General features: G+C 64.8%; 23 protein-coding genes and 1 tRNA gene. 12 read left to right on the forward strand and 12 right to left on the reverse strand.

Annotated elements, in window-relative coordinates:
- Nucleotide 1: 1 nt before the first annotated feature.
- The 6 genes from AC0L3J_RS24950 to AC0L3J_RS24975 all read right to left on the reverse strand — a co-directional run bounded on the left by AC0L3J_RS24950 (nucleotide 2) and on the right by AC0L3J_RS24975 (nucleotide 7,192).
- Nucleotides 2-958: a cation diffusion facilitator family transporter gene (locus AC0L3J_RS24950; protein ID WP_473348635.1), complete on the reverse strand. Its 957-nt coding sequence runs from the start codon at nucleotides 956-958 to the stop codon at nucleotides 2-4.
- 2 nt (nucleotides 959-960) lie between these two features.
- A complete protein-coding gene (locus AC0L3J_RS24955) occupies nucleotides 961-4,179 on the reverse strand; it encodes an efflux RND transporter permease subunit (RefSeq protein WP_473348636.1) in 3,219 nt (1,072 codons plus the stop codon).
- Nucleotides 4,172-5,149, reverse strand: a complete 978-nt coding sequence (gene ihpB, locus AC0L3J_RS24960; protein WP_473348637.1) for a divalent metal ion exporter adaptor subunit IhpB — start codon at nucleotides 5,147-5,149, stop codon at nucleotides 4,172-4,174. The genes AC0L3J_RS24955 and ihpB overlap by 8 nt, the downstream gene beginning before the upstream one ends.
- A complete protein-coding gene (ihpA, locus tag AC0L3J_RS24965) occupies nucleotides 5,146-6,420 on the reverse strand; it encodes a divalent metal ion exporter subunit IhpA (RefSeq protein ID WP_473348638.1) in 1,275 nt (424 codons plus the stop codon). The genes ihpB and ihpA overlap by 4 nt, the downstream gene beginning before the upstream one ends.
- A gap of 55 nt (nucleotides 6,421-6,475) precedes the next feature.
- Nucleotides 6,476-6,838 (reverse strand): hypothetical protein, encoded by a 363-nt coding sequence (locus AC0L3J_RS24970; protein WP_473348639.1) that lies wholly within the window; start codon nucleotides 6,836-6,838, stop codon nucleotides 6,476-6,478.
- Between the two features lie 120 nt (nucleotides 6,839-6,958).
- Nucleotides 6,959-7,192, reverse strand: coding sequence for a hypothetical protein (locus tag AC0L3J_RS24975; RefSeq protein ID WP_473259847.1), 234 nt, complete (start codon nucleotides 7,190-7,192; stop codon nucleotides 6,959-6,961).
- Nucleotides 7,193-7,544: 352 nt separating this feature from the next.
- On the opposite strand from AC0L3J_RS24975, the gene AC0L3J_RS24980 reads away from it, so the two are divergent.
- Nucleotides 7,545-8,438, forward strand: a complete 894-nt coding sequence (locus tag AC0L3J_RS24980; protein WP_473348640.1) for a hypothetical protein — start codon at nucleotides 7,545-7,547, stop codon at nucleotides 8,436-8,438.
- Between the two features lie 54 nt (nucleotides 8,439-8,492).
- Here the strand turns inward: AC0L3J_RS24980 and pepT are convergent, their stop codons facing one another.
- The 6 genes from pepT to AC0L3J_RS25010 form a co-directional block, all read right to left on the reverse strand.
- The gene (gene pepT, locus AC0L3J_RS24985) at nucleotides 8,493-9,743 is read right to left on the reverse strand and encodes a peptidase T (RefSeq protein WP_473348641.1); all 1,251 of its coding nucleotides are present in this window, start codon (nucleotides 9,741-9,743) and stop codon (nucleotides 8,493-8,495) included.
- A 102-nt stretch (nucleotides 9,744-9,845) separates the two neighbouring features.
- A complete protein-coding gene (locus tag AC0L3J_RS24990) occupies nucleotides 9,846-10,175 on the reverse strand; it encodes an HU family DNA-binding protein (protein WP_007603525.1) in 330 nt (109 codons plus the stop codon).
- 195 nt (nucleotides 10,176-10,370) lie between these two features.
- Nucleotides 10,371-10,447: transfer RNA gene (locus AC0L3J_RS24995), tRNA-Asp, on the reverse strand.
- Between the two features lie 157 nt (nucleotides 10,448-10,604).
- Nucleotides 10,605-10,808 carry a hypothetical protein gene (locus AC0L3J_RS25000; protein ID WP_026232877.1) on the reverse strand — a complete coding sequence of 68 codons (204 nt, stop codon included), beginning with the start codon at nucleotides 10,806-10,808 and terminating at the stop codon, nucleotides 10,605-10,607.
- Nucleotides 10,809-10,948: 140 nt separating this feature from the next.
- Nucleotides 10,949-12,244, reverse strand: a complete 1,296-nt coding sequence (locus tag AC0L3J_RS25005; protein WP_473348642.1) for a spinster family MFS transporter — start codon at nucleotides 12,242-12,244, stop codon at nucleotides 10,949-10,951.
- Nucleotides 12,245-12,305: 61 nt separating this feature from the next.
- On the reverse strand, nucleotides 12,306-13,496 hold the full coding sequence (locus tag AC0L3J_RS25010) for a Rieske 2Fe-2S domain-containing protein (protein ID WP_473348643.1): 1,191 nt from the start codon (nucleotides 13,494-13,496) through the stop codon (nucleotides 12,306-12,308).
- Nucleotides 13,497-13,677: 181 nt separating this feature from the next.
- Here AC0L3J_RS25010 and AC0L3J_RS25015 point away from each other — a divergent pair, with 181 nt between their 5' ends.
- The 11 genes from AC0L3J_RS25015 to nuoG all read left to right on the forward strand — a co-directional run bounded on the left by AC0L3J_RS25015 (nucleotide 13,678) and on the right by nuoG (nucleotide 25,190).
- Nucleotides 13,678-14,193 carry a MarR family winged helix-turn-helix transcriptional regulator gene (locus AC0L3J_RS25015; protein WP_473289351.1) on the forward strand — a complete coding sequence of 172 codons (516 nt, stop codon included), beginning with the start codon at nucleotides 13,678-13,680 and terminating at the stop codon, nucleotides 14,191-14,193.
- Between the two features lie 190 nt (nucleotides 14,194-14,383).
- Entirely contained in the window at nucleotides 14,384-16,636 is a 2,253-nt protein-coding gene (locus AC0L3J_RS25020) for a TonB-dependent siderophore receptor (RefSeq protein ID WP_473348644.1), read from the forward strand.
- Nucleotides 16,637-17,210: 574 nt separating this feature from the next.
- Nucleotides 17,211-17,576 (forward strand): NADH-quinone oxidoreductase subunit A, encoded by a 366-nt coding sequence (locus AC0L3J_RS25025; RefSeq protein WP_007603535.1) that lies wholly within the window; start codon nucleotides 17,211-17,213, stop codon nucleotides 17,574-17,576.
- Nucleotides 17,567-18,154: a NuoB/complex I 20 kDa subunit family protein gene (locus tag AC0L3J_RS25030; protein WP_199198582.1), complete on the forward strand. Its 588-nt coding sequence runs from the start codon at nucleotides 17,567-17,569 to the stop codon at nucleotides 18,152-18,154. The genes AC0L3J_RS25025 and AC0L3J_RS25030 overlap by 10 nt, the downstream gene beginning before the upstream one ends.
- Nucleotides 18,155-18,165: 11 nt before the next feature.
- Nucleotides 18,166-18,780 carry an NADH-quinone oxidoreductase subunit C gene (locus AC0L3J_RS25035; protein ID WP_473348645.1) on the forward strand — a complete coding sequence of 205 codons (615 nt, stop codon included), beginning with the start codon at nucleotides 18,166-18,168 and terminating at the stop codon, nucleotides 18,778-18,780.
- A gap of 2 nt (nucleotides 18,781-18,782) precedes the next feature.
- A complete protein-coding gene (locus tag AC0L3J_RS25040; protein ID WP_473348646.1) occupies nucleotides 18,783-19,979 on the forward strand; it encodes an NADH-quinone oxidoreductase subunit D in 1,197 nt (398 codons plus the stop codon).
- A complete protein-coding gene (locus tag AC0L3J_RS25045) occupies nucleotides 19,979-20,941 on the forward strand; it encodes an FkbM family methyltransferase (RefSeq protein WP_473348681.1) in 963 nt (320 codons plus the stop codon). Before AC0L3J_RS25040 ends, AC0L3J_RS25045 begins: the two co-directional genes overlap by 1 nt.
- Nucleotides 20,942-20,953: 12 nt before the next feature.
- Nucleotides 20,954-21,565 (forward strand): NADH-quinone oxidoreductase subunit NuoE, encoded by a 612-nt coding sequence (gene nuoE / locus AC0L3J_RS25050; RefSeq protein WP_007610983.1) that lies wholly within the window; start codon nucleotides 20,954-20,956, stop codon nucleotides 21,563-21,565.
- Complete coding sequence (locus tag AC0L3J_RS25055; protein WP_247289471.1) at nucleotides 21,565-21,768, forward strand: hypothetical protein; 204 nt, start codon at nucleotides 21,565-21,567, stop codon at nucleotides 21,766-21,768. The genes nuoE and AC0L3J_RS25055 overlap by 1 nt, the downstream gene beginning before the upstream one ends.
- Nucleotides 21,769-21,783: 15 nt before the next feature.
- Entirely contained in the window at nucleotides 21,784-23,109 is a 1,326-nt protein-coding gene (nuoF, locus tag AC0L3J_RS25060) for an NADH-quinone oxidoreductase subunit NuoF (protein WP_456764096.1), read from the forward strand.
- A gap of 5 nt (nucleotides 23,110-23,114) precedes the next feature.
- Nucleotides 23,115-25,190, forward strand: coding sequence for an NADH-quinone oxidoreductase subunit NuoG (nuoG, locus tag AC0L3J_RS25065; protein WP_247397462.1), 2,076 nt, complete (start codon nucleotides 23,115-23,117; stop codon nucleotides 25,188-25,190).

The following is a 25,190-nucleotide window of genomic DNA, read 5'->3' on the forward strand; positions in this document are numbered from 1 at the left end:
TTCACACCACATCATCCGGCGCCAGGGCGCAGCCGTTGTCGGGATGGGTCTCGACCTGAAGGGTGGTGTGACCGATGCGGTGGGAGCGCTTCAGCATCTGCGCGGTCTCTATCAGGAACGCATCGCCGGCGCCGGTGGGCATGACGAGGTGGCACGTCAGCGCCGTTTCCGTTGTGCTGATCGGCCAGACGTGGAGATCGTGGATCGCGGACACACCGGGACGTGCCAGCAGGAACACCCTGATTGCGGCAATGTCGGTGCCCTTGGGCGCTGCCGCCATCGACATGTCGATGGAGCTGCGGAGCAGGCTGGTGGTGCTCCAGAGAATGGTGGCGCAGATGGCGAGGCTGGTGACGGGATCGAGCCAGAGCCAGCCGGTCCAGATGATCAACGCCGCCGAGATGACGACGCCGAGCGAGACCGCGGCGTCGGCTGCCATGTGCAGATAGGCGCCTTCGATGTTGATGTCGTCCTTGCGCCCGCGCGCGAACAGCATGGCGGTAAAACCGTTGATGAGGATGCCGATGCCGGCGACCACCATCACGGTGATGCCGGCGACCGGCTCCGGTTCGCGGAGGCGCAAAAACGCTTCCCAGCCGATCGCGCCGGTCGCGACCAGCAGGAACACCGCGTTCGCCAGCGCCGCCAGGATGGTGGAGGCGCGCAGACCATAGGTGAAGCGGCCGCTGGGCGCGCGCCGCGCCGCGATCGACGCGCACCAGGCCACGACCAGGCCGAGCACGTCGGAAAGATTATGGCCGGCGTCCGCAAGCAGGGCCGTGGAGTTGCCGATATAGCCGTAGACGGCCTCGGCCACGACCAGCGCGGTGTTGAGCGAGATGCCAATCGCAAACGCCTTGCCGAAACTGGCGGGCGCATGGACATGGGCGTGGCCACCATGATCGTGGCCGTGGCTATGATCATGGTGATGATGGCCGTGATGGTCGTGGCTGCCCACCTCTAGCGCTCCCCGGATTCTGCCAAATCAGGCGCCATTGTAGGCGTTTCGGCAGCCCCGTCACGGCGGAACAGCACGTAAAGCGCCGGCAGCACCAGCAGCGTCAGCACCGTCGAGGAGATGATGCCGCCGATCACGACCGTCGCAAGCGGCCGCTGCACCTCGGCACCGGCCCCGGTGGCAAGGGCCATCGGCACGAAGCCGAGGGACGCGACGAGGGCCGTCATCAGCACCGGACGCAGGCGTGTCAGCGCGCCCTCGCGCACGGCGTCGCCAACGGGGTGCCCCCCGCTGCGCAGCCGCTCGATGAAGGCGATGATGACGAGCCCGTTGAGGACGGCGACGCCCGAAAGCGCGATGAAACCGACGCCGGCGCTGATCGACAGCGGGATGCCGCGCAGCAGCAGCGCGATGACGCCGCCGGTCAGCGCCAGCGGCACGCCGGAGAACACGAGCGCCGCATCCGCAGCCGATCCCATGCCCATGAACAGCAGCAGGAACACCAGCAGCAACGCCACCGGCACCACGAGCGTCAGCCGCTTGGTCGCCGAGACCAATTGCTCGAACTGTCCGCCCCAGCCGATCCAGTAGCCCGGCGGCAGCTTGACCTTCTCCGCGACGGCCGCCTCGGCCTCGGTGACGAAGGAACCGAGATCGCGCGCGCGGACATTGGCGGTGACGACGATGCGCCGCTTGCCGTTCTCGCGGCTGATCTGGTTCGGGCCGGGCGTCGCATCGACGGTTGCGACCGACGACAGGGGCACATAGCGCATCTGGGCAAGGGGGTAGGCGGGCAATGCGGTCCGGATCGGCGCGCCGATTGTTGCTTCCTCACCCGGCGGCAGCGGGATCGGGATCGCCCGGATCGCCTCGAGATTGCCGCGCAGATGTTCCGGCAGGCGCACGACGATGTCGAAGCGGCGGTCGCCCTCGAACAGCTTGCCGGCCGACTTGCCGCCGACCGCGATCTCGACAATGCCCTGCACCTCGCTGATGCTGAGCCCGTACCGGGCGAGCGCCTGGCGGTCGAGGCGGACGGTGAGGATCGGCAGGCCCGAGACCTGCTCAATCTTGACGTCGCTGGCGCCGCGTATGCCGCGGATCGCGGCCTCCACCTGTTTCGCCGCGCCTTGCAGGATGTCGAGGTCGTCGCCGAAGATCTTGACGCCGACGTCGCTGCGCACGCCGGAGATCAGCTCGTTGACACGGAACTGGATCGGCTGGGAGATTTCATAGGCGCTGCCGGGGATGTCGTCGGCGGCACGGTCGATGGCCTCGATCACGTCAGACTTGGGCCTGCCCGGGTCGGGCCATTCGGCGCGCGGCTTCAGCATGATGTAGCCGTCGGTCTGTGCCGGCGACATCGGATCGGTTGCGATCTCCGCGGTGCCGATGCGGGTGAAGAACTCCTTCACCTCCGGAATCTGCTTGATGCGCTTTTCCAGCGCCTTTTGCAGGTCCAGCGACTGGGTCAGGCTGGTGCCGGGAATCCGGATCGAGGCCAGCGCGACGTCGCCTTCGTCCAGGCTCGGAATGAACTCACCGCCCATGCGCGCGGCGGCAACGCAGCTTGCGACCACGATGATGGCTGCCATGATTGCGACGCCGAGGCGATTGTCGATCGCCAGCCGGAGCAGGGGGAGGTAGGCGCGCTTCGCCAGCCGCATGAACAGGTTTTCGTGTTCGGACACCTTGCCGGTGACGAAGATGGCGACCGCGGCCGGCACGAAGGTGATCGAGAACAGCACCGCGGCGCCCAGCGCCATCAGCACCGTCAGCGCCATCGGCGTGAACATCTTGCCTTCGACGCCGGTCAGCGTCAGCACTGGCAAATAGACCACCGCGATGATCAGCGTTCCGAACAGGCTCGGCTTGATCACCTCGCTCGCCCCGCGCCGGATCGCGCGCAGCCGTTCGGACATCGTGAGCAACCCGCCTTTCTCGCGCTGGGCCTCGGCCAGCACGCGCAGGCAGTTCTCCACGATGATCACGGCGCCGTCGACGATGATGCCGAAATCGATCGCGCCCAGACTCATCAGGTTCGCACTGACCTTGGTCTCGACCATGCCGGTGACCGTCATGGCCATGGACAGCGGAATGACGCAGGCCACCACGAGCGCGGCGCGGATGTTGCCGAGGATCAGGAACAGCACGGCCACGACCAGGGCCGCGCCCTCCACCAGATTGTTCTCGACGGTGCGGATGGTGGCTTCGACCAGATCGGTGCGGTCATAGACGGTCCGCGTCACCACGCCGTCGGGCAGCGATTTGGCGATCTCCTCGAGCCGGGCCGCGACACGACGCGCCACGGTGCGGCTGTTCTCGCCAATCAACAGCATGGCGGTGCCGAGCACGGTTTCCTCGCCATCGCGCGTCGCGGCTCCGGTGCGCAGGTCGCGGCCTTCGGTGACGGTCGCGATATCCCTGATCCTGACGGGATTGCCGCCGCGCGAACCGATGACGATGTCCCTGAGTTCGCCGACATTGCCGACTTGGCCCGGCGAGCGAACCAGATATTGCTCGCCGTTGCGCTCGATATAACCGGCGCCGACATTGGCATTATTGGCGGCGAGCGCCGTCATGACGTCGCGAAAGCCGAGCCGGTAGGCCATCAGCTTGCCGGGATCGGGGAGCACGTGGAATTGCCGCTCGAAGCCGCCGATGGTGTTGACCTCGATCACCCCCGGCACGTTGCGAAGCTGCGGCTTGATGATCCAGTCCTGCACGGTGCGCAAATCGGTCAGCGAATAGTCGTGACCGCTTTGCGTCTTTGCGCCCGCCTTGGCCTCGACGGTGTACATGAAGATTTCGCCGAGGCCGGTTGAGACTGGTCCCATCGCGACCTCGACGCCGGCCGGAAGCTGGTCCTTCACTTGGCTGATCCGTTCGCCGACGAGCTGGCGGGCAAAATAGATGTCGGTGCCGTCCTTGAAGACGACGGTCACCTGGCTCAGGCCATAGCGCGACAGCGAGCGGGTGTAGTCGAGTTTCGGCAGGCCGCCCATGGCGGTCTCGACGGGGAAGGTGATGCGCTGCTCGGTTTCCAGCGGCGAATAGCCGGGAGCACGGGTGTTGATCTGGACCTGGACGTTGGTGATATCAGGCACGGCATCGATCGGCAGGCGCTCGAAATTCCAGGCGCCGAAGGCGACGGCGCCAAGCGCGAGCAGCAGGACCAGCCAGCGCTGCTGCAGCGAGACCGCGATGAGGCGCTCAATCATGCTCGGCCTCGCCCTTGCCCATCTCCGCCTTCACGACGAAGCTGTTTTCCGCGACGTAATGCTCACCGGCCGATAGACCGGCCCTGATCTCGACATGGCGGGGATCGGAATCGCCAAGCTCCACCGGGCGCGCCTCGATCTTGTCGCCATCCTCGCGGACGAACACGATGGTCCGGTTCTCCAGGGTCTGGATCGCGCTTCGGCGCACCGCGACCGCGACGTTGCGAGCGGCGAGGATCAGCCGTGCGGTGACGAACAGGCCGGGACGCAAGCGCCCGTCCGGATTTGGCAGTACCACGCGCGCCAGCGCGGTCTGGGTCTCGCTCGAGCCAATCGGGGCCATGTAGGAGATCGTGCCCTTGATCTCGCCGCGACCGTCGTCGGGATCGATCAGCACCTCGTCGTTGAGGCGAACGCGCCGCAGATCCTGGCGATAGATCGACAGATCGACCCAGATGGTGGTGAGGTCGGCGACCACGAAGGCCGGCTTCTGCTCGGAGGCGTATTCGCCGAGCGATATCTGCCGCTCGATGATGGTGCCGGCAAGCGGCGCCTTGAGCTCGTAGACGGTGAGGCTCTGGTTGCTTTCGATCGCGGCGAGCAGATCGTCCTTGCCGACCTTGTCGCCGATGCGCTTCTGGATCGATTTGGCGACGCCGGGAAAGCGCGGCGTCACCTGCACCACGGCTTCCTGGTTGGCGCGCAGGATGCCGTTGAAGGCGAGCGTGTCGGTCAGCGTGACGCTCCCGGCTTCCGCCAGCGTCACGCCCGCGGCGGCGAGTTTGACGTCGGAGATGCGGATCCGGTCGGCGCCGTGCTCGTCCTGCTCGACATGGTCGTTCGGCTTCTCCGGCCTCTTGTCCGCAGCATGGTCCGCATGCTCGACCCGGGGCGGGCCGAGCAGGGAATAGCCGTAAGCGCCGAGTATGGCTGCAACGAATGCGACGAGGATGGTGGAGGACGTCTTCATCGTGCGCTCTCCCGCGCCAGCGTGAAGGGGTTCCCGACGAGGCCTTCGATGGTCGCCACCCCCGCGTGGAAATTCTGCAGCGCCTCCTGCTCGCGCAGCCGCGCCTGGGTGACGCTGGCCTGGGCGTCGAGCACTTCGAGCAGGCTGAAGCGGCCCTGGCCGTAGCCTTGCGCGATGGCGTCCGAGGCTTCGGTAGCTTTGGGAATGGCGCTCTCGCGCAGCACCGCGAGCTCGCGCAGCGAGCCCTGCAGCGAGTCGTAGGCGCGGCCGGCGACCACGATCAGCGTGTTGCGGTTGGCCTCGCGCTCGGCCTTGGTCTTGGCAAGGCTTTCCTGTGCCGAGAGGATATTGCCCTGGTTCTGGTCGAACACGGGGATCGGCACCGAGACGGTGAGGCGCGCCGCGTCGTCATTGGTCTCGTTGAAATGGCGCCAGGCGGCGGCGATCCGCACGTCGGGATAGGGCCGCAGCCGCGCCAGCAACAGCTCGGCGTTGCGTTGGGCATAGATCGCGGTCCAGCGCACCAGCTGCGGATTGGCATCGATCGCGGCGACGACCGACTGGAATGTCGGCGGCCGTCCCATGGTGTCAAGCCGTCCGGAGACCTCGCCGAATTTCGGAGCCGCGTCGCCCATCAGGACTGCAAGCTCGCGCCGGGCGCTGGCCAGCGTCGCCTTGAAGCGCTCGCGATCGGCCTTCACCAGGGCGGATGCCACTTCCGCACGGCCGGTCTCGGCCGGCGAGGAGGCACCGGCCTCGACGCGGCGGCGCAAAAGCGGCGTCAGCCGGTCAATGGCGGTGATCTGCTCGTCGAGGATCTGGATGCGCCGCTGTGCGCCGAGCACGCTGAGGAAGGCGATCGCGGTCTCCGACAGCACCTCCAGCCTGACGGCCTTGCGCTGGATCGCGGCGACCTCGATGCCGGCGACACCCGCTGCAATCCGCGCGTCGCGCTCGCCGAACAGCTCGAAGGCCTGGCTGATCTGGAGCGTGGTCTCGGCCGATCGCGTGCCGCGATAGATGCCGGACCCGAACGAATTGTCCTGTTCGTAGGTCAGCTCCGGATTGAGAAGCGCACCCGCCTGGATGCGCTGGCCCGTAGCGATGCCGACATCGCGCTCCGCCGCGGTCAGCCGCGGGCTCGTGGCCAGCGCGCGCGAGAGCGCGCTGCGCATCGTCAGAGTCTGGGCGTGAGACGGCGCAAGCGCCAATCCGACAATCAGACACGCTGCCGCGCACGCCAGGCGCGCGGCCATTCCCCTGCAAAACATGAAACCGACCTGTGAAGGATGAACCTCATGGGCGCGGAGCGCCCGACCAATCCGTTCAGGCCATCTGTTTGGGAGGCGGGGAGTCGGTATCGGGAATAATGCCGGCGAGCCGGGGGGCGCGTTGCGGGCGCGATGCGGACATGATCCCGATCGATGCGACCGGTGGCGCCGGCTGCGCCACCGTCACCGAGAAGCAGCCATGGCAATGATGCCCGCCGATGGCCTTGTGGTCGTTGTGATCTGCGGAGCCGTCAAGGACGGCGCTGATCTCCGAGCCGCCACCGGGCGTGGTGACGTCGATGTCGTGCAGGCCATGCAGCGCTCCCGCGAGCAGGTAGACCACCGCGATCAGCACAGACAGCAGCCCGCGCCAGTTGCGCGGCCGGCATGATCCTGAGGGCTGGCGGTTCGCGAGCACGATTTCACTCTGGTTGCGGTCTGTGTCCGGCCTAGCATGGGGGCGGGAACAGTGTCGACCCGCAACATTGTTACGTCCCTGGAACAATTGCCGCAGCGGCCGCGAAGACGCCGGTGCTTCTCATTGGCGCGTGATCAAGCTCAGTCGAGCATCGGCTGCCGCACCACGTGCTGCGTCCGCTATGTCGCCAGCATCGCCGGCTTCGAGCGTGACGACGGCGCGACAGCCGGCTTCCATGGCCCGTTCCAGCCATTTGATGGCTTCATCGATCCACTGGTCGTGGTGCTCGGGATCGGCGATTGCCTTTTCCCGGAATGCATCTGCCTGATGAAGGCACGCGGTTCTGCGATCCACGCCGCTCTCCCGATCCGGAGGTTCCGCCCCGATCGCATCCTTGATGATCGGAGAGCCGACGTCGTTAACATAGGACAGGAACTGCCGCCCAAAAAGAAAGCCCCAGCCGGGACTGACCGGCTGGGGCTTTCGTGCTCACAAACTTCATCCTTGGGACTTGGACAGGTAATCCGCATCGCGCCGGTTCGTTCCCGCAGGCTCGGTCCAGTTTGGAACGTTCTTTCTTCGTTGTGATTAGCGACGAGGAGACATTGAGGAGGACGGACCATGGACGGATTGATTTATCTCATCGGCTTGATCGTGGTGGTCATGGCGATCTTGTCGTTCTTCGGCCTGCGCTGAGAGAGCGGCGATGACGATGGAAACTCTCATACGGGAAGAGATCATGGAAGGCGGCGGCGTCGCTGCCGACGACCGGCGCACCATCCAGTGGAGCTCGGTCATCGCAGGCGCTTTGGCTGCCGGCGCAATGTCGTTCATCCTGGTCGGCTTTGGCGTCGCCGTCGGCCTGGGCGTCAGTTCAGCCTCGCCGACATGGCGCGATGCATCGGCGGCGCTGGCTTTGCTGTCGGGGCTGTATCTGATCATCCAGGCGATTATCAGCTTCGGCTTCGGCGGCTATGTCGCCGGCCGGACAACGCGACCAGCCCCGGCGATCACAACGATCGAAGACGACGGCGAACGGCGGGACGGGCTGCATGGCCTGATGTCCTGGGCGCTTGCCGTGCTGCTTGGTGCCGCTCTGCTCGCGATACTCGGCGCAGCTGCGATTGATCGTTCGCCGATGCGCAGTTCGGCGAGCAATACCTCCGCCGCCGAGCCTCTGTTGAGCTACGAGCTGGACAAGCTGTTTCGCGCGCCGCGGCGGCCCCCCAATACGGACCTCAGGGAAGCCCGCGCCGAAGCAGGACGCATCTTGATGACGTCATCGAGCCACAGCGGCGTCAGCAGCGATGACCGGGCCTATCTGGTGCAGCAGGTGGCCGCGCTGACGGGACTCGCGGCACCCGACTCGGAACGACGGGTCGACGCGCTGATCGCGGATTCAAGGACGGCGATCAATCGGGCGCGGCGTAATTCCATCATCGTCGCCTTCTCCGTTGCCGCAGCAACCCTGATCGGCGCTGCGGTGGCCTGGGCTGCGGCGGTGGCCGGCGGGCGGCACCGCGACGGAGAGCCGCTACCGAACTGGATGGCAAGCTCGAACCGCTTCCATCGCAATCCGCGCGCGATGCCGGTGCCGTAACATGCAGGCGATGGCCGGGAGCGATCCCGGCCATATTGCCTTTAACGAGAGGCGCTAGGCCTTCTCCTCCCAGATCATGGCGAGGTGCACGATCGTTTGCACCGCCTTCTCCATGTCCTGCCGGCTGACCCATTCGAGCCGGGAGTGAAACGCGTGCTCGCCGGCGAAGATGTTGGGGCAGGGCAGGCCCATGAAGGACAGGCGCGAGCCGTCGGTGCCGCCGCGGATCGCGGTGCGCATCGGGCGCAGGCCGGCGCGGCGGATCGCTTCGATGGCGTATTCGAGGATGTGCGGGTGGCGATCGATCACCTGCTTCATGTTGCGGTACTGCTCCCGCACCTCGAATGTATAGGTCGAGCGCGGAAAATCCTTCATCACGTCCTTGACGATGTTCTCGAGCAGGATCTCCTTTTCCTTCAGCCCGTCCTCGGTGAAGTCGCGCACGATGAAGGAAAGCGTCGCCTGCTCCAGCGCGCCCTCGATGCCGATCGGATGCAGAAAGCCCTGCTTGCCTGATGTCGTCTCGGGCGAGCAGCCTTCGCGGGGCAGGCGCTCGACAATGGCGGCGGCAATCTTGATCGCGTGCTCCATCTTGCCCTTGGCGTAGCCGGGATGGGCGCTGACGCCATTGATGGTGATGGTGGCGCCGTCCGCCGAAAAGGTCTCGTCCTCGACGCAGCCCGCGCTCTCGCCGTCCATGGTGTAGCCGAACTCGGCGCCCAGCTTCTTGATGTCGACATTGTCGACGCCGCGGCCGATCTCCTCGTCGGGCGTGAACAGGATCTTGATGGTGCCGTGCTTCACGTCCGGGTTGTTGATGAAAAAATGCGCGGCATCCATGATCTCGGCCACGCCGGCCTTATTGTCGGCGCCGAGCAGGGTGGTGCCGTCGGTGGTGATGATGTCGTTGCCGATCTGGTTTTTCAGCGCCGGATGCTCGGCGAAGCGGATCACCTGGCTGGTGTCGCCGGGCAGCGTGATGTCGCCGCCACGATAGTTCTTCACCATCTGCGGCTTGACGTCCTTGCCGGTGACGTCGGGCGAAGTGTCCATGTGCGAGCAGAAGCAGATCACCGGCACCTTCTTAGGTGTGTTCGCCGGGATCGTTCCGTAGACGTAGCCGTAATCGTCGAGATGCGCGTCCTCGACACCCATGGCCTTCAGTTCGGCGGCGAGCACACGGCCGAGATCTTTCTGCTTCTCCGTCGAGGGCGAGCTCGGGGATTCCGGATCGGACTGGGTGTCGATGGTGACGTAGCGCAGGAAGCGCTCGGTCACGGTATACGAAAAGGTGAGGGAGGACATTTCTGGTCAAACCGCCGGGTCAGGGGAGAGGGGCGGTATACCAGAAAAGCAGGGCGCGGTGAGGCCGGCGGACGCTGATCAGGCTTAACGAAACGTGAGGGGTCAGATCGCCTCTTTCAGCTCCTTCACCGGGCGGAAAGCGACCTTCTTGCTGGCCTTGATGTGGATGGGCTCGCCGGTGGCGGGATTGCGGCCGGTGCGGGCGGCGCGCTTGCGAACCTGGAGGATTCCAAGCCCGACGATCCGGACACGGTCGCCCTTCTTCAGGTGCTTGGTGATCAGGTCGACCATGTCGGTCAGAACGGCCTCGGCGCGCTTCTTCGACAGGTCCTGGCTCTCCGCAATGTCGGCAGCGAGGTGCTTGAGCGTGATGGTGGCGGGAGCGGCAGCCTTCTTCGCCGAATCCTTCTTGGCCGAGTCTTTCTTAGCCATGTCTGGCCTCCTCAATCACAGGGGCCCCGGAAAAAACCGCTAAAAGCGTGGGGATCCCTCCAAGTCCTGGAAGGCCTAGACGATTCGGGCTTGGGCTGACTATGGCGCGAATTCTCGACGGATGCCGGCAATCGCCGTCACAGCCGCGAAAGGCGTGTAGAAGTTTGTTCTAAGGCTATGAAGGAATTGCCAAAATGGCGCGAGAGACGGGGCTCGAACCCGCGACCTCCGGCGTGACAGGCCGGCGCTCTAACCAACTGAGCTACTCCCGCGTGGTTCGCTGAAAGCGCGCGGAACGAGGGGGGACTTAAAGGCGGGGCTGGGTGAAGTCAAGGATGTTGCACTTTGCCAGGCCTCGCCGGCTAAGTATTGTTTGGAAAACGAAAAGGCCGCCCGCAGGCGGCCATTGGTCATCCCGGAACAGGGTTGTCAGCGGATCTCCGACGTCCCGGCGCTGGTGACCACGACCGGCTTGCCGGCCTTGATCACGTGGGCGGACTGGGCGGTCTGGCTGTAATCGGCATTGGTGCGGGCTGCGATCCCGAAGCCGGCCACCGTGATGCCGGCTACCAGCGCCACCACCACGATCTTCAGGTGGGTCGCACGATCAGCAGAGTGGATGGAGTGGTTCATCTGAGCCTCCCGACGGGCTTTGCCGCCGTCTATGGCTCTTTTTTAAGGACCGTCTGTTTCCGGATTGTTTCGCGGGTTCCGCAAAATGGTTTCATGAATACGCCCGGTTGGTTTCGCCGGGCTTGCAGCCTGCACCGGCCTCAGGCGGCCGCCCGGCCGATATCGTCCCGGATCGAGCGGGCCGCCCAGACGAACAGGAGCGCCCCCAGCGTGGTCGTGACCGCCGCCGAGAGCAGCGAATAGCGCACGGCGTCGGCGCCATACGCGCCCTTCAGGGCGTCATTGACCATGCCCACGGCGAGCGGGCCGACGCCCTGGCCAAAGCAGGTGGCGGTGAGCGCGATGAGGGCGGAGGCCAGCGCCCGCATACTCGGCTTGGCGACCGTCTGCGCGATCGCGAAGATCGGCCCGAGATGGAAGCCGACCAGGAACGAGGTCAGCGCCAGCATGGCGACCATCATCTTGAAGTCCTGCGTCAGCATGCACAGCGCGAACACCGGCCCGGCAAGGCCCGAGGTGATCGCGGGGGCCCACAGCTTCCAGCGGTCGTCGCGGCGGCTGATCTGCGCCACCACGAAGCCGCCGAGCAGGGTGCCGGCCATGCCGGCGAGCCCCTTGAAGGTGCCGGCATAGGTGCCGATCTCGGCGCTCGACAGATGGTGCACCCGGGCCAGGAACGGCGGGATCCAGGCTGCGGTCGCGTAGTTCGTGTACGTGGTCAGACAGAAGCCGATCAACACGATGATGAAGCTCTGCTGCGAACCCAGGAAGCGCAGTGTCGGCCCGAGCGGTTCGGGCACGAAATTCTCCTGCATGGCGCCGCGCTTCGGCTCGGAGATCGTCAGCCACAGGACAATAGCGAGCAGGATGCCGGGCAGGCCCGCGACGTAGAACGCCATCCGCCAGCCATAGTGCTGGTTGACGTAGCCGCCGACGAAATAACCAAGGAAGACGCCGAGATAGGTGCCGACGGCGTAGATGCCGAGCGCGCGCGGACGCTCGTTCTTGGCGAAAAGATCAGCGACGATCGATTGCGAGGCGGGCGAGCCTGCGGACTCGCCGATGCCGACGCCGATCCTCGCCAGCGCCAGCGACGTGACGCTCGAAGCAGCGCCGCACAACGCCGTCATCGCGCTCCAGAACGCAAAGGCGACGGCGACGATGTTGCGCCGGTTGAGCCGGTCGGCGACGCGCGCGATGGGAATGCCGAGCAGGGAATAGAACAGGGCGAAGCCGAAGCCCGCGAGCAGGCCCATCATGGTGTCGCTGAGCTGGAACTCCTTCTTGATCGGCTCGATCAGGACGTTGAAGATCGTGCGGTCGAGGAAATTCAGCGCGTAGATGATCGTGAGCAGGCCCAGCACGTAATAGCGCCGCGCCAGGGGTTTTGCCGTCGCGGCCGTTTGCACCGACATTTGTGACGTCACATCGACCATCGCTTCCCCCAATTAGTCTTTGTTATCGTTGTCGGTCCAGCTTTGATTGGAGCTGGTCGCTTCACGCGTCGCGGATGTAGTTCCCCGCTTCGAATTCGACCGGAGGCGCGCTTGCATCGAACGAGATTCCGATCGGATCGCGGCCTGCTTCCATCGCCTCGAGCTGCTCGCTCAGCATGCGTCGGATCATGAGGATGCCGCGGTCGCTCTGGCCGAAATGCTCCTCGGAATGGATGGTCTGCGGTCCCTGGCCGACCTGGGCTTCGTAATCGCCCGGAAATTGCTGGTGCTCTTCCTCGGTCATGTCCCACCAGAATTTGCCGTTGAATTTCGAGCGCATGCGGCCGATGTCGCCGGGGTTCCTGACGCGGCCGGCGACGTAGATGCGGAACGAGGTGTCGTCGATCGGCAGCGTCCAGCCGATCGACTCAACGCGGGCGAATTGCGCCACGCGCGGGTTTGGCACGACGCGCAAGGTGGGGAGCGCCGCCTCGGTGACGCGGTAAAACACGCGGCCGTCATCCTGCTTGCGGATCGAGCGCACGGCGATCCCGCGCGGCGTCTTGTTGAACGTCACCTCCGGCATCGATGCCATGATGTTGGTGAATTGCGGACCCGAGAACGAGCCGTGCAGCACCGGCACGTGGTAGGGGTCGACCACGTTCTCGAAATGCTGCAGCCAGTTACAGGGGATGATTGCCGGCCCCCCGCCGCCGATCGAGGAATCGTCGGCTTCGACGAACTCGCCGTCGTCCATGGTCTCCAGGCATTGATAGGCCGGCAGCACCGGACGTTTTTCGGCCGGGCCCATATAGGCGAAGATCAGCCCGTAGCGTTCCTCGACCGGATACCAGGGCTGCCGCACCTTGTCCTTGAACTGGCCGCCCTCGGGCTCGCAGGGCTGCTCCAGACAGTGACCTTCGGCGTCGAACTTCCAGCCGTGATAGCAGCAGCGGATGCCGTCCTCCTCGACCTTGCCGTAATAGAGCGTGGTGCCGCGGTGGCAGCAGCGGGCGTGCAGCAGGCCGGCGCGGCCGTGCTTGTCGCGGAACAGCACCAGATCCTCGCCGAGCGCGCGAACCTTGTTCGGGATGTCGGTGGCGTCGCCGATGAGCCCGACCGGATGCCAGTAACGTCGCAGCAGTTCGCCCATCGGCGTGCCGCGCACGACCGAGGTGAGCTCGGTGCGCGTGTGCCCCGGCGTCATCGCATAGGCCGTGCCGAGATCGCGATCCCGCTGGGTGATGCTCATGCTGGTCCTCCCGCAGTCGGCCGTACCGGCCGGGCCTTTTTTGATGCCTTGTGCTAAGTGAAGATTAGATCGATGACAATGTCAACGATTTCCAAATGCCTCTTAGTCGCATTTGGATCAGGCTGGGGAGGTTGCGCTACCAAGACTTGGCACGCCGCGGCTTTCTTGGCAGAGGTGGATCATGAGCCAGACATCAAGCAGGGCCGGGCGCGCATCGTCCGATGCGGACGAAAGTCAGTCGCCGGCGCCGATCACTGTCATGCTGTCGTCGCGGCTGATGGTGCTGGCCAATTTGCTCAAGCGCGGCGCCATCCTGCGCTACAAGCGTCTCGCCGGATTGTCCTCGGTCGAGTTTGGCCTGGTCGCCTCGCTCGGCCGGCGGCCGCCGATGAGCGTGGCGCGGCTTGCGGAAGCTGTCGGCCAAGACAAGGGGCAGATCAGCCGCGCGCTTGCGGAACTCGTCTCGCGCAAGCTGATCGCGAAATCAGCGAACCCGAAGGACAGCCGCGAGGTTCTGGTCTCGCTGACCGCAACCGGTCTAGCGGCGCATGATGCGATCGTCGCCGGTGCGCAGGAGCGCAATCGGCGCTTGCGCGAACATCTGAGCGAAGCCGAGTTCGAGGCGCTGCTGCAGCAGGTCGACCAATTGACGGCGATCGCCGCCGAGCTGCTCGAGAGCGAGAAGATTTCGCGCTGACGTTCCGGCAATCCCGGAACATGTTGGATCGCTTTCAAGACTCTTTCTAAGACTCTTTCTAAGAGGCTTTCAATTAGGAAATTCGCGCGCGCTCCCCTAAGCGTCACCGCAAGCGCATGCCGTCATGGGACTGACGGCATGTGCAAATCAAAACACGCAGTTTTGGGGTTGCGCGTTGAACAGTCTTGGAATGCTGCGGTCGGCCGTACTGGCGACCGCATCCGCTTGGGTTTTGGTGCCGCAGGCATCGCTTGCACAATCTCCTGCGCAGAGTGGCGCGCAGAACATTCCGTCGGTGACCGTCACCGCGCCGGAAGCGCGCCGCCGGGCGGCGCCCTCCGTCCAGCGCCGCGCGCCGCGATCATCCCAGCAGACCGCTAACCGAAGCAAGCCGCAGCCGCAGCGCAATGTCGGTTTCGTGGAGACCCCGCTCGGCCCGGTGCACGGCTACGTCGCCGGCCGCAGCTCTTCCGGCACCAAGACCAACACGCCGATTATGGAGACGCCGCAGGCGGTGTCGGTGATTGGCGCGGAGCAGATCCGCGACCAGAAGCCGAACAAGCTCGACGAGGTCCTGCGCTATACCGCTGGCGTCCGCGCCGGGACCTTCGGCGCGGACACGCGCAACGACTGGTGGCTGATCCGCGGTTTCAAGTCCGACGAAGTCGGACTGTTCCTCGACGGCATGCAGCTGTTCTCCACGTCCTATGCGACCTGGAAGCTCCAGACGCCCAACATGGAGCGCGTCGAGGTGCTGCGCGGTCCGTCGGCTGTGCTCTATGGCGGATCGAGCCCGAGCGGCATCGTCAACGTCATCAGCAAGATGCCGCCCGCGGAGCCCGTCCGTTTCATCGAGACCGGCGTCAACAATTTCGGCAACGCCTATGTCGGCTTCGATGTCGGCGGTCCGGTCGCAACCCAGCCCGAAAACGGCAAGCTGTTCTACCGCGTCGTCGGCCAGGTCCAGAACGGCCCGACACAGGTCAATTTCACCCCGGACAACAATTACTTCATCGCGCCGTCGGTGACCTGGAAGCCGGACGCCGATACGACGTTCACGGTACTGGCTTCAGCTTCCCGGCAGGAAACCCGCGGCATCAACTTCCTGCCCTATGAGGGCACGGTGACCAACGCTCGGTTCGGCAAGATCCCGACCAGCTTTTTCGCCGGTGATCGCAGCGTCGACAAGTTCACGCGCGAGCAGGAGATGCTGGGCTATCAGTTCGAGCGCAATCTCACCGAGGATTTGATGTTCCGGCAGAATGCGCGCTTTGCCCATGTCGACGTGACCTATCGCGGTTACGTCGGCAACAACTGGGCCGACATCAACACGGCCAGTCTCGGTCGCTATAATTGGTATGCGAAGAACACCGCCAACCAAGCCAATCTCGACAATCAGCTGGAGTATCGCTTCAACACCGGCGCGGTGCGGCATACGATACTGTTCGGGGTCGATTTGAAGGGTTATCAGATCGACGACTATCAGGCTTTCAACTTCGGCACCGTTCCTTCGATCAACGTCTTCAATCCCGCCTATGGATTTGACATTCCGTTGACGGGCGCGCCGTTCCGCAACTTCCAGATCACGCAGAAGCAGGCCGGCACCTATCTTCAGGACCAGATGAAGCTCGGCAACTTCACGCTGGTGCTGAGCGGCCGCAACGATTGGGTCGAGACGACGCAGGCTGGCCGCGATACCGGCGCCACGCTTGCCAGTCGCGACGACAGCAGGTTCAGCGGGCGCGCCGGGCTGATCTACAATTTCGACAACGGCATCGCGCCCTATGTGTCTTACGCCACGAGCTACAACCCGATCATCGGCCTCAACGCGCAAAACCAGCTGTTCCTGCCGGAGACCGGCCAGCAGGCGGAAATCGGCGTGAAGGTCGCGCCGCGGGGATTTGACGGCTATTTCACCGCCTCGGTGTTCGACCTGAAGCGCCAGAACGTGGCAACCACCGATCCTGTCGTCACGACCTTGCAGAACCAGACCGGCGAGGTGACCTCGCGCGGCATCGAGCTCGAAGCGGTGGCGAACGCTACGCGTGAGCTGAAGCTGATCGGCTCGTTCACGGCCTACCATTTGTTCAACAGCAGGGATCTGGACCCGGCGCTGGTCGGCAAGACTCCGACCAACACGCCTGAGCTCCTGGTGTCCGGCTGGGCGGACTACACCTTCAAGGACGGGCCGCTCGCGGGGTTCGGCTTCGGCGGCGGTGTCCGCTATGTCGGTTCGTCGTGGGCGGATGCCGCCAATACCCTTGAGGTTCCCGCGGTCGTGCTCGGCGATCTCGCGCTCCACTACGAATGGCAGAACTGGCGCACCGCGCTGAACGTGGTCAATCTGACCGACAAGATCTACGTCGCGAGCTGCGCGGCGGCGTCCTCCTGCTTCTACGGCGACCGCCGGCGCGTCACCGCCAGCGTTTCCTACAAATGGTGAGGCAAATGACGAGAACAGGCGAGGGAAGGCCATTGTGAGAGCCTGACCGGCTCGTCACCCGGCTTCCACCACGAGATCGATGAGCTCGCGGGTCATGCCCCCCGGCCCGAAGCTCATGCGAGCGCGGCGCGCGACGACCCAGCCACGTTGCCGCCGCGCTCGCCACTGATTTTCCACTGCGGGGGAAGCGGGCGCCGCCCACCCGACGCATTCGCCAGACGGGCCCGGGTCCGACCGTGATGCATGGCTCCCGGATCGCTCGCCCGATAATGGGCGCGCCTGTCCTTGTTGTCATCTGGACTTTGCTGCGCCGCGGCCTAGATAAAGCGAGCCTTCCCAACAACGGACGTCACGGCCCAGCGGGTGTGGACTGATCGAGGCGCCCTTGCTGGGGCTGTCGATCTGCTCCATACCAGCCGCGGGGTGATTCCGGGATTTCCACCGTTCTGAGGGCGACAAAGGGCCTAAAAAGAGCGTGTCTTGCGCCCATTGGTGCACTGCGCTAAGGCTCAGAACAATTCCAAACTGGACGAATCCGTGGCTGTCCCGAGGCTGCGGGAAAAAGGGCTCGTCAATGAGCGGCATTCTGCAGAACTATCTTCCACTCGTCGTCTTCATAGGGGTAGCGGGCCTCATTGGCCTGGTACTGCTGATCGCGCCGTTCATCGTGGCGTTCCAGCAGCCGGACCCGGAAAAGCTGTCGGCGTATGAGTGCGGTTTCAACGCCTTCGACGACGCCCGCATGAAGTTCGACGTTCGCTTCTATCTGGTCGCCATCCTCTTCATCATCTTCGACCTCGAGGTGGCGTTCCTGTTTCCCTGGGCGGTGGCGTTCGGCAAGCTTGGCGCGACCGGTTTCTGGTCCATGGTGGTGTTCCTTGGCGTGCTGACGGTCGGGTTCGCCTATGAATGGAAGAAAGGCGCACTGGAATGGGATTGAACCCTACGTCGTCCGCCGGTCCGGTTCTCGCGCCGGCCCCCAAGGGCATCCTGGACCCGTCGACCGGCAAGCCGGTCGGGGCCAATGATCCGTTCTTCCTCGAGGTCAATTCGGAACTGTCCGACAAGGGCTTCTTCGTAGCCGCGACCGACGACCTCATCACCTGGGCGCGCACCGGCTCGCTGATGTGGATGACCTTCGGTCTCGCCTGCTGCGCGGTCGAGATGATGCAGGTCTCGATGCCGCGCTACGACGTCGAGCGCTTCGGCTTCGCGCCGCGCGCTTCGCCGCGTCAGTCGGACGTGATGATCGTCGCGGGGACCCTGACCAACAAGATGGCGCCTGCGCTGCGCAAGGTCTACGACCAGATGCCCGAGCCGCGTTACGTCATCTCGATGGGCTCCTGCGCCAATGGCGGCGGCTATTATCACTATTCCTACTCGGTCGTGCGCGGTTGCGACCGCATCGTGCCGATCGACATCTACGTGCCGGGCTGCCCGCCCACGGCTGAAGCGCTGCTCTACGGCGTGCTGCTGCTGCAGAAGAAGATCCGCCGCACCGGCACCATCGAACGCTAAGGTTTTACGTCATGGACGACGCCAAGCTCGACGCCCTGGGGCAGACGATCGTTAGCGCGCTTCCGGGCGCCGCCATCGGTCATTCGGTGGCCTTCAACCAGCTCACGGTGGATGTCGAGGTCAGCAAGATCGTCGAGGTGGTCAAGTACCTCCGCGACGACCCGAGCTGCCGCTTCATCAACTTCACCGACATCACGGCCGCGGATTATCCGTCGCGCGAAAAACGCTTCGACGTGATCTATCACTTCCTGTCACCGACCTTGAACGCGCGGGTCCGGCTCAAGGCCCGGGCCGACGAGACCACGCAGGTGCCGTCGCTGATCGAGGTGTTTCCCGGCGCCGACTGGTTCGAGCGCGAGGCCTACGACCTCTACGGCGTGATCTTCGTCGGTCATCCCGACATGCGTCGCCTCCTGACCGATTACGGCTTCGAGGGTCATCCGCTGCGTAAGGATTTCCCGACCACCGGCTTCCTCGAGGTCCGCTACGACGACCAGGAGAAGCGGGTGGTGTACGAGCCGGTCAGGCTCAACCAGGAATTCCGCAAGTTCGACTTTTTGTCCCCGTGGGAGGGCGCCGACTATCCGGTCCTTCCGGGAGATGAAAAAGCGGGGCCGAAGGTCTGATCATGAACGAGCAACCCGAACAGCTTCGCAACTTCACCATCAACTTCGGACCGCAGCATCCGGCTGCGCACGGTGTTCTTCGTCTTGTGCTTGAATTGGATGGTGAGGTCGTCGCCCGCGTCGACCCGCATATCGGCCTGCTCCACCGCGGCACCGAAAAGCTGATCGAGCACAAGACCTATCTGCAGGCGATCCCTTATTTCGACCGTCTCGACTACGTCGCGCCGATGAACCAGGAGCACGCCTTCTGCATGGCTGCGGAAAAGCTGCTGGGCATCGAGGTGCCGCGCCGCGCGCAGCTGATCCGCGTGCTCTATTGCGAGATCGGCCGCATCCTGTCGCATTTGCTCAACGTCACCACGCAGGCGATGGACGTCGGCGCGCTGACCCCGCCACTGTGGGGTTTCGAAGAGCGCGAAAAGCTGATGGTGTTCTACGAGCGCGCCTCCGGCAGCCGCATGCACGCAGCCTACTTCCGCGTCGGCGGCGTGCATCAGGACCTGCCGCAGAAGCTGGTCGACGACATCGACGCCTGGTGCGATCCGTTCCTGAAAGTGGTCGAAGATCTCGACCGGCTGCTGACCGCCAACCGCATCTTCAAGCAGCGCAACGTCGACATCGGCGTGGTGTCGCTGAAGGAAGCCTGGGAGTGGGGCTTCTCCGGCGTGATGGTGCGCGGCTCGGGCGCGGCCTGGGACCTGCGCAAATCACAGCCCTATGAATGCTACGCCGAGATGGATTTCGACATCCCGATCGGCAAGAACGGCGACTGCTACGACCGCTATCTGATCCGCATGGAAGAGATGCGCCAGTCCGTGCGCATCATGAAGCAGTGCATCCAGAAGCTGAACGCTCCAGACGGGAAGGGCCCCGTCGTCGTCGAGGACAACAAGGTCGCGCCGCCGCGCCGTGGCGAGATGAAGCGCTCGATGGAAGCGCTGATCCATCATTTCAAGCTCTACACCGAAGGCGTCCACGTGCCGGCCGGCGAGGTCTACGCCGCGGTCGAGGCGCCGAAGGGCGAGTTCGGCGTCTTTCTGATCTCGGACGGCACCAACAAGCCCTACAAGTGCAAGATCCGTGCGCCGGGCTTTGCGCATCTGCAGGCCATGGACCACATCTGCCGCGGTCATCTGCTCGCCGACGTCTCGGCGATCCTCGGCTCGCTGGACATCGTGTTCGGAGAGGTCGATCGGTGATGGCGCAGGCGCCGATCCAGTTTGACCGTGCCTCGGGGGCCCTTGAAGGGGCCAACCTGTGGGAGCGGACGGCTGCCTTGGCGCTGGTGACGGGATCGAAGATCTCCTCGCATTTCTCGCATATGGGCTACATCGCCTGCGCCAATCTGCTGCGGAAGACGCTGCCCGAGCGCAACATCGCGATCAAGCTCAACCCGGACGCCGTGTTCGAATTTCCCTACGGCGACGGCTATTGGAGCAAGCTGCTCAACCGCTCGTACAATTACGAGGACGAGCTGGAGCTGCTGTTCGCCGACTCCATCGACGTCGACTACACGCTGCTCGATTGCGGCGCGAATTACGGCTATTGGTCGGTGCTGGTGTCGAGCAAGCCGTTCGGCTCGCACAAGGCGATCGCGATCGAGCCGTCGGGTCAGAACCATCCGAAGCTCGCCAACAACGCCCGCATCAACGGCAGCCGCTTCGAGACCATGAAATGCGCGATCGGCGCGGCCCGTGGCACCGCGCGTCTGTCAGGCACCAAGCACGAGGCCTTCAGCATCGCCGGCGATGCGTCGATGGGCGGCGAGGACGTGCCGGTCATCGCGCTCGATAATCTCATCGACGACGGCAAGATCGCTAGCACCGGCAAGTACCTGATCAAGCTCGACGTCGAGGGCGTCGAGATCGAGGCGATCAAGGGCGGCGCCCGGCTGCTCCAGGCCGACAGCGTCATCATGTGCGAGGAGCACGGCAGCGACCGCTCGCATGCGGTCTCGCGCTACATCCTCGAACACACCCCGCTGAAGCTGATCGTCTACGATCCCAGCACAAGGCGTATGGAGACGGTGACCGAGCTGTCGATCCTCGACCGCATCAAGGTCTCGACCCACGTCGGCTACAATGTTTTCGGCACCGCAAGCGCATTCTGGCAGGACAGGATCAATGCCCTGAATGCGAAAACCGCGCGCCGCGTGCAGTGAGAGATTGAAGAGATGTCCGTTCGCCGATTAGCACCGAAGGAAGTCCAGCCCGCGAGCTTTGCGTTCACGGAGGAGAACCTCGCGTTCGCCAAGCAGCAGATCGCGAAATATCCGGCCGGCCGACAAGCCTCCGCGGTCATCGCCATTCTCTGGCGCGTACAGGAACAGCACGACGGCTGGGTCTCGGAGGCCGCGATCCGCGCTGTCGCCGACATGCTCGACATGCCCTATATCCGCGTGCTCGAGGTCGCGACCTTCTACACGATGTTCCAGCTGGCCCCGGTCGGCAAGAAGGCCCACGTCCAGGTCTGCGGCACCACGCCGTGCCGCCTGCGCGGCGCCGAGGATCTGATCCACGTCTGCGAGCACCGCATCCATCACGAGCCCTTCCATCTCTCCAAGGACGGCAATTTCAGCTGGGAAGAGGTGGAGTGCCTCGGTGCCTGCGTGAACGCGCCGATGGTGCTGATCGGCAAGGACACCTATGAAGATCTGACCAAGGAAAGCTTCGGCAAGGTGCTCGACGGCTTTGCTTCGGGCAATCCGCCCAAGCCCGGTCCGCAGAACGGCCGCCAGTTCTCGGCGCCGACCGGTGGGCCGACCACGCTGAAGGAGATCACCTGATGCGTGATCTCTCGCCGCCAGCTGAAGGGAGCAGTGTTGTGAAGAAGTGGGGCTTCGTCGCAATGCATTCCGCCGTGGCGGCTACATTCATTTTCCTGCTTCAGCGCTTCGCCCTGAACGCGTCGCTGGAATCCAGTCTGCTCTGGGCGCTGACCTTCGCCGTCTGCGCCGCCGGGCTTGCCTACAAGCAAGCCAACCGTTGATCGGAAAGCACTGACATGCTCGAGGACAAGGACCGCATCTTCAAGAACCTCTACGGCCTCCACGATTGGGGGCTCGAGGGCGCGCGGCGCCGCGGCGCCTGGGATGGTACGAAGAACATCATCGACAAGGGCCGTGACTGGATCATCAACGAGATGAAGGCGTCGGGGCTGCGCGGCCGCGGTGGCGCCGGCTTCCCGACCGGCCTGAAATGGTCGTTCATGCCGAAGGAATCGACCGACGGCCGGCCGAGCTATCTCGTCGTCAACGCCGACGAATCCGAGCCCGGGACCTGCAAGGATCGCGAGATCATGCGGCACGATCCGCATCTGCTGATCGAGGGCTGCCTGATCGCGAGCTGCGCGATGAACGCGCATGCCTGCTACATCTATGTCCGCGGCGAGTTCATCCGCGAGCGCGAGCATCTCCAGGCGGCGATCGACCAGGCCTATGAGGCCAAGCTGGTCGGCAAGGACAATGTCAACGGCTGGCCGTTCGACATCTACGTCGCCCACGGCGCCGGCGCCTATATCTGCGGCGAGGAAACCGCGCTGCTCGAGAGCCTCGAAGGCAAGAAGGGCCAGCCGCGCCTGAAGCCGCCGTTCCCGGCCAATGTCGGCCTGTACGGCTGCCCGACCACCGTCAACAATGTCGAGTCGATCGCGGTTGCGCCGGACATTCTGCGCCGTGGCGCGGCGTGGTTCGCCGGCATCGGCCGTCCGAACAATGTCGGCACCAAGCTGTTCTGCATCTCCGGCCATGTCGAGCGGCCCTGCAACGTCGAAGAAGCCATGGGCATTCCGTTCCGTGAGCTGATCGAGAAGCATTGCGGCGGCGTCCGCGGCGGCTGGGACAACCTCAAGGCCGTGATCCCCGGCGGCTCCTCCGTGCGCATGGTGCCGGCCGAGCAGATCATCGACACGCCGATGGATTTCGACAGCTTGAGCAAGCTGCGCTCGGGTCTCGGCACCGCGGCCGTGATCGTGATGGACAAGTCGACCGACTTGATCCGCGCCATCGCCCGCATCTCCTATTTCTACAAGCACGAGAGCTGCGGCCAGTGCACGCCGTGCCGCGAGGGCACCGGCTGGATGTGGCGCGTCTTGACCCGCATGGCCGACGGTCGCGCCCACAAGCGCGAAATCGACATGCTGCTGGAAGTCACCAAACAGGTCGAAGGCCACACCATCTGCGCGCTTGGCGACGCCGCCGCGTGGCCGATCCAGGGCCTGATCGCGCATTTCCGTCATGAGATCGAAGCGCGCATCGACGAATATTCGCACAAGGCCGACATTGACGATGCCGGCGTCCGCGATCCCGTGAACATGGTCGCGGCGGAGTAGAGACAATGACCAAGCTCATCATCGACGGTAAAGAGATCGATGTCCCCGCCGAATACACGCTGCTTCAGGCGTGCGAGGCGGCCGGCGCCGAGATTCCGCGCTTCTGCTATCACGAGCGGCTGTCGATCGCCGGCAATTGCCGGATGTGCCTCGTCGAGGTGAAGGGCGGCCCGAAGCCGGTCGCGAGCTGCGCCTGGGGCGTGCGCGATTGCCGTCCGGGTCCCAAGGGCGAACCGCCGGAAATCTCCACCCGTTCGCCGATGGTGAAGAAGGCGCGCGAAGGCGTGATGGAATTCCTTCTCATCAACCATCCGCTGGATTGCCCGATCTGCGACCAGGGCGGCGAGTGCGACCTGCAGGACCAGGCGATGGGCTACGGTGTCGACACCAGCCGCTTCGCCGAGAACAAGCGCGCGGTCGAGGACAAATATCTCGGCGCGCTGGTCAAGACCTCGATGAACCGCTGCATCCAGTGCACCCGCTGCGTCCGCTTCTCGGCGGAAGTGGCCGGCGCCCCCGAAATGGGCGCGACCGGCCGCGGCGAGGACATGGAGATCACGACCTATCTCGAGCACGCGCTGACGTCTGAGCTTCAGGGCAATCTCGTCGATATCTGCCCGGTCGGCGCGCTGACCTCGAAGCCTTATGCCTTCGCCGCGCGCCCGTGGGAGCTCGGCAAGACCCAGTCGATCGACGTGATGGACGGCGTGGGCTCTGCGATCCGCGTCGACACCCGCGGCCGCGAAGTGATGCGTATCCTGCCGCGCATCAACGAGGCCGTGAACGAGGAGTGGATCTCCGACAAGACCCGTCACGTCGTCGACGGCCTGCGCACCCAGCGCCTCGACCGGCCCTATATCCGCGAAGCCGGCAAGCTGCGCGCGGCGAGCTGGCCCGAGGCCTTTGCCGCGATCGCCTCCAAGGCGGCGCGCACCGACGGCAAGCGGATCGGCGCGATCGCGGGCGACCTCGCCGGCGTCGAAGAGATGTTCGCACTGAAGGATCTGCTGGCCAAATATGGCTCGGCCAATCTGGCGGTGCAGGGCGGCGACGCCTTCGATCCCGCGCTCGGCCGCGGCTCCTACATCTTCAATCCGACGCTCGCCGGCGTCGAGCAGGCCGATGCGCTGCTCATCATCGGCGCCAATCCGCGGAAAGAGGCGGCCGTGTTCAACGCCCGCATCCGCAAGCGCTGGCGCGCCGGCGGCTTCAAGGTTGGCGTGATAGGGGCCAAGCCCGACCTCACGTACGACTATGATCACCTCGGCGCGGGCACCGACACGCTCGGTGAGCTCGCGGCCGGCAAGCACTCCTTCATGGACGTGCTGAAGAACGCCAAGAACCCCATCATCCTGGTCGGTGCGGGCGCCGCCTCGCGCCACGACGGCGCCGCCATTCTCGCAGCCGCGGCCAAGCTCGCGCTCGACGTCGGCGCGCTCAAGGACGGCTGGAACGGCTTTGGGGTGCTGCACGAGAGCGCCTCGCGCGTCGGCGCGCTCGATATCGGCTTTGTCGCCGGTCAGGGCGGGCTGAATGCGGCGCAGATGACGACGTTCGGGACGCTCGATCTGCTGTTCCTGCTCGGCGCGGACGAGATCAAGCCATCGGACGGCACCTTCGTCGTCTATATCGGCACCCACGGCGACCGCGGCGCCCATCGCGCCGACGTCATCCTGCCGGCAGCCGCCTATACCGAGAAGTCCGCGATCTACGTCAACACCGAAGGCCGCGTGCAGATGACCGGACGGGCCGCATTCCCGCCGGGTGAGGCCCGCGAGGACTGGGCGATCGTCCGCGCGCTGTCGGAGGCGCTCGGCAAGAAGCTTGGCTATGACTCGCTTTCGGCCCTGCGCCAGGCGATCTTCAAGGCCGTGCCGCATCTGATCCGTCTGGACCAGATCGAGGCCGGCGCGGCCGACCAGATCAAGAAGCTCGCGGGGAAGGGCGGCACGACGGAGAAGGCTCCGTTCAAGCCGCTCGTCGAGGACTTCTATTTGACCAACCCAATCGCGCGTGCGTCCGCCGTGATGGCGGAGTGTTCGCGGCTTGCCTCCGGGCAGATGCTGACCGCAGCGGAGTGA

This window comes from Bradyrhizobium sp. Kon37 (genome assembly GCF_055807535.1).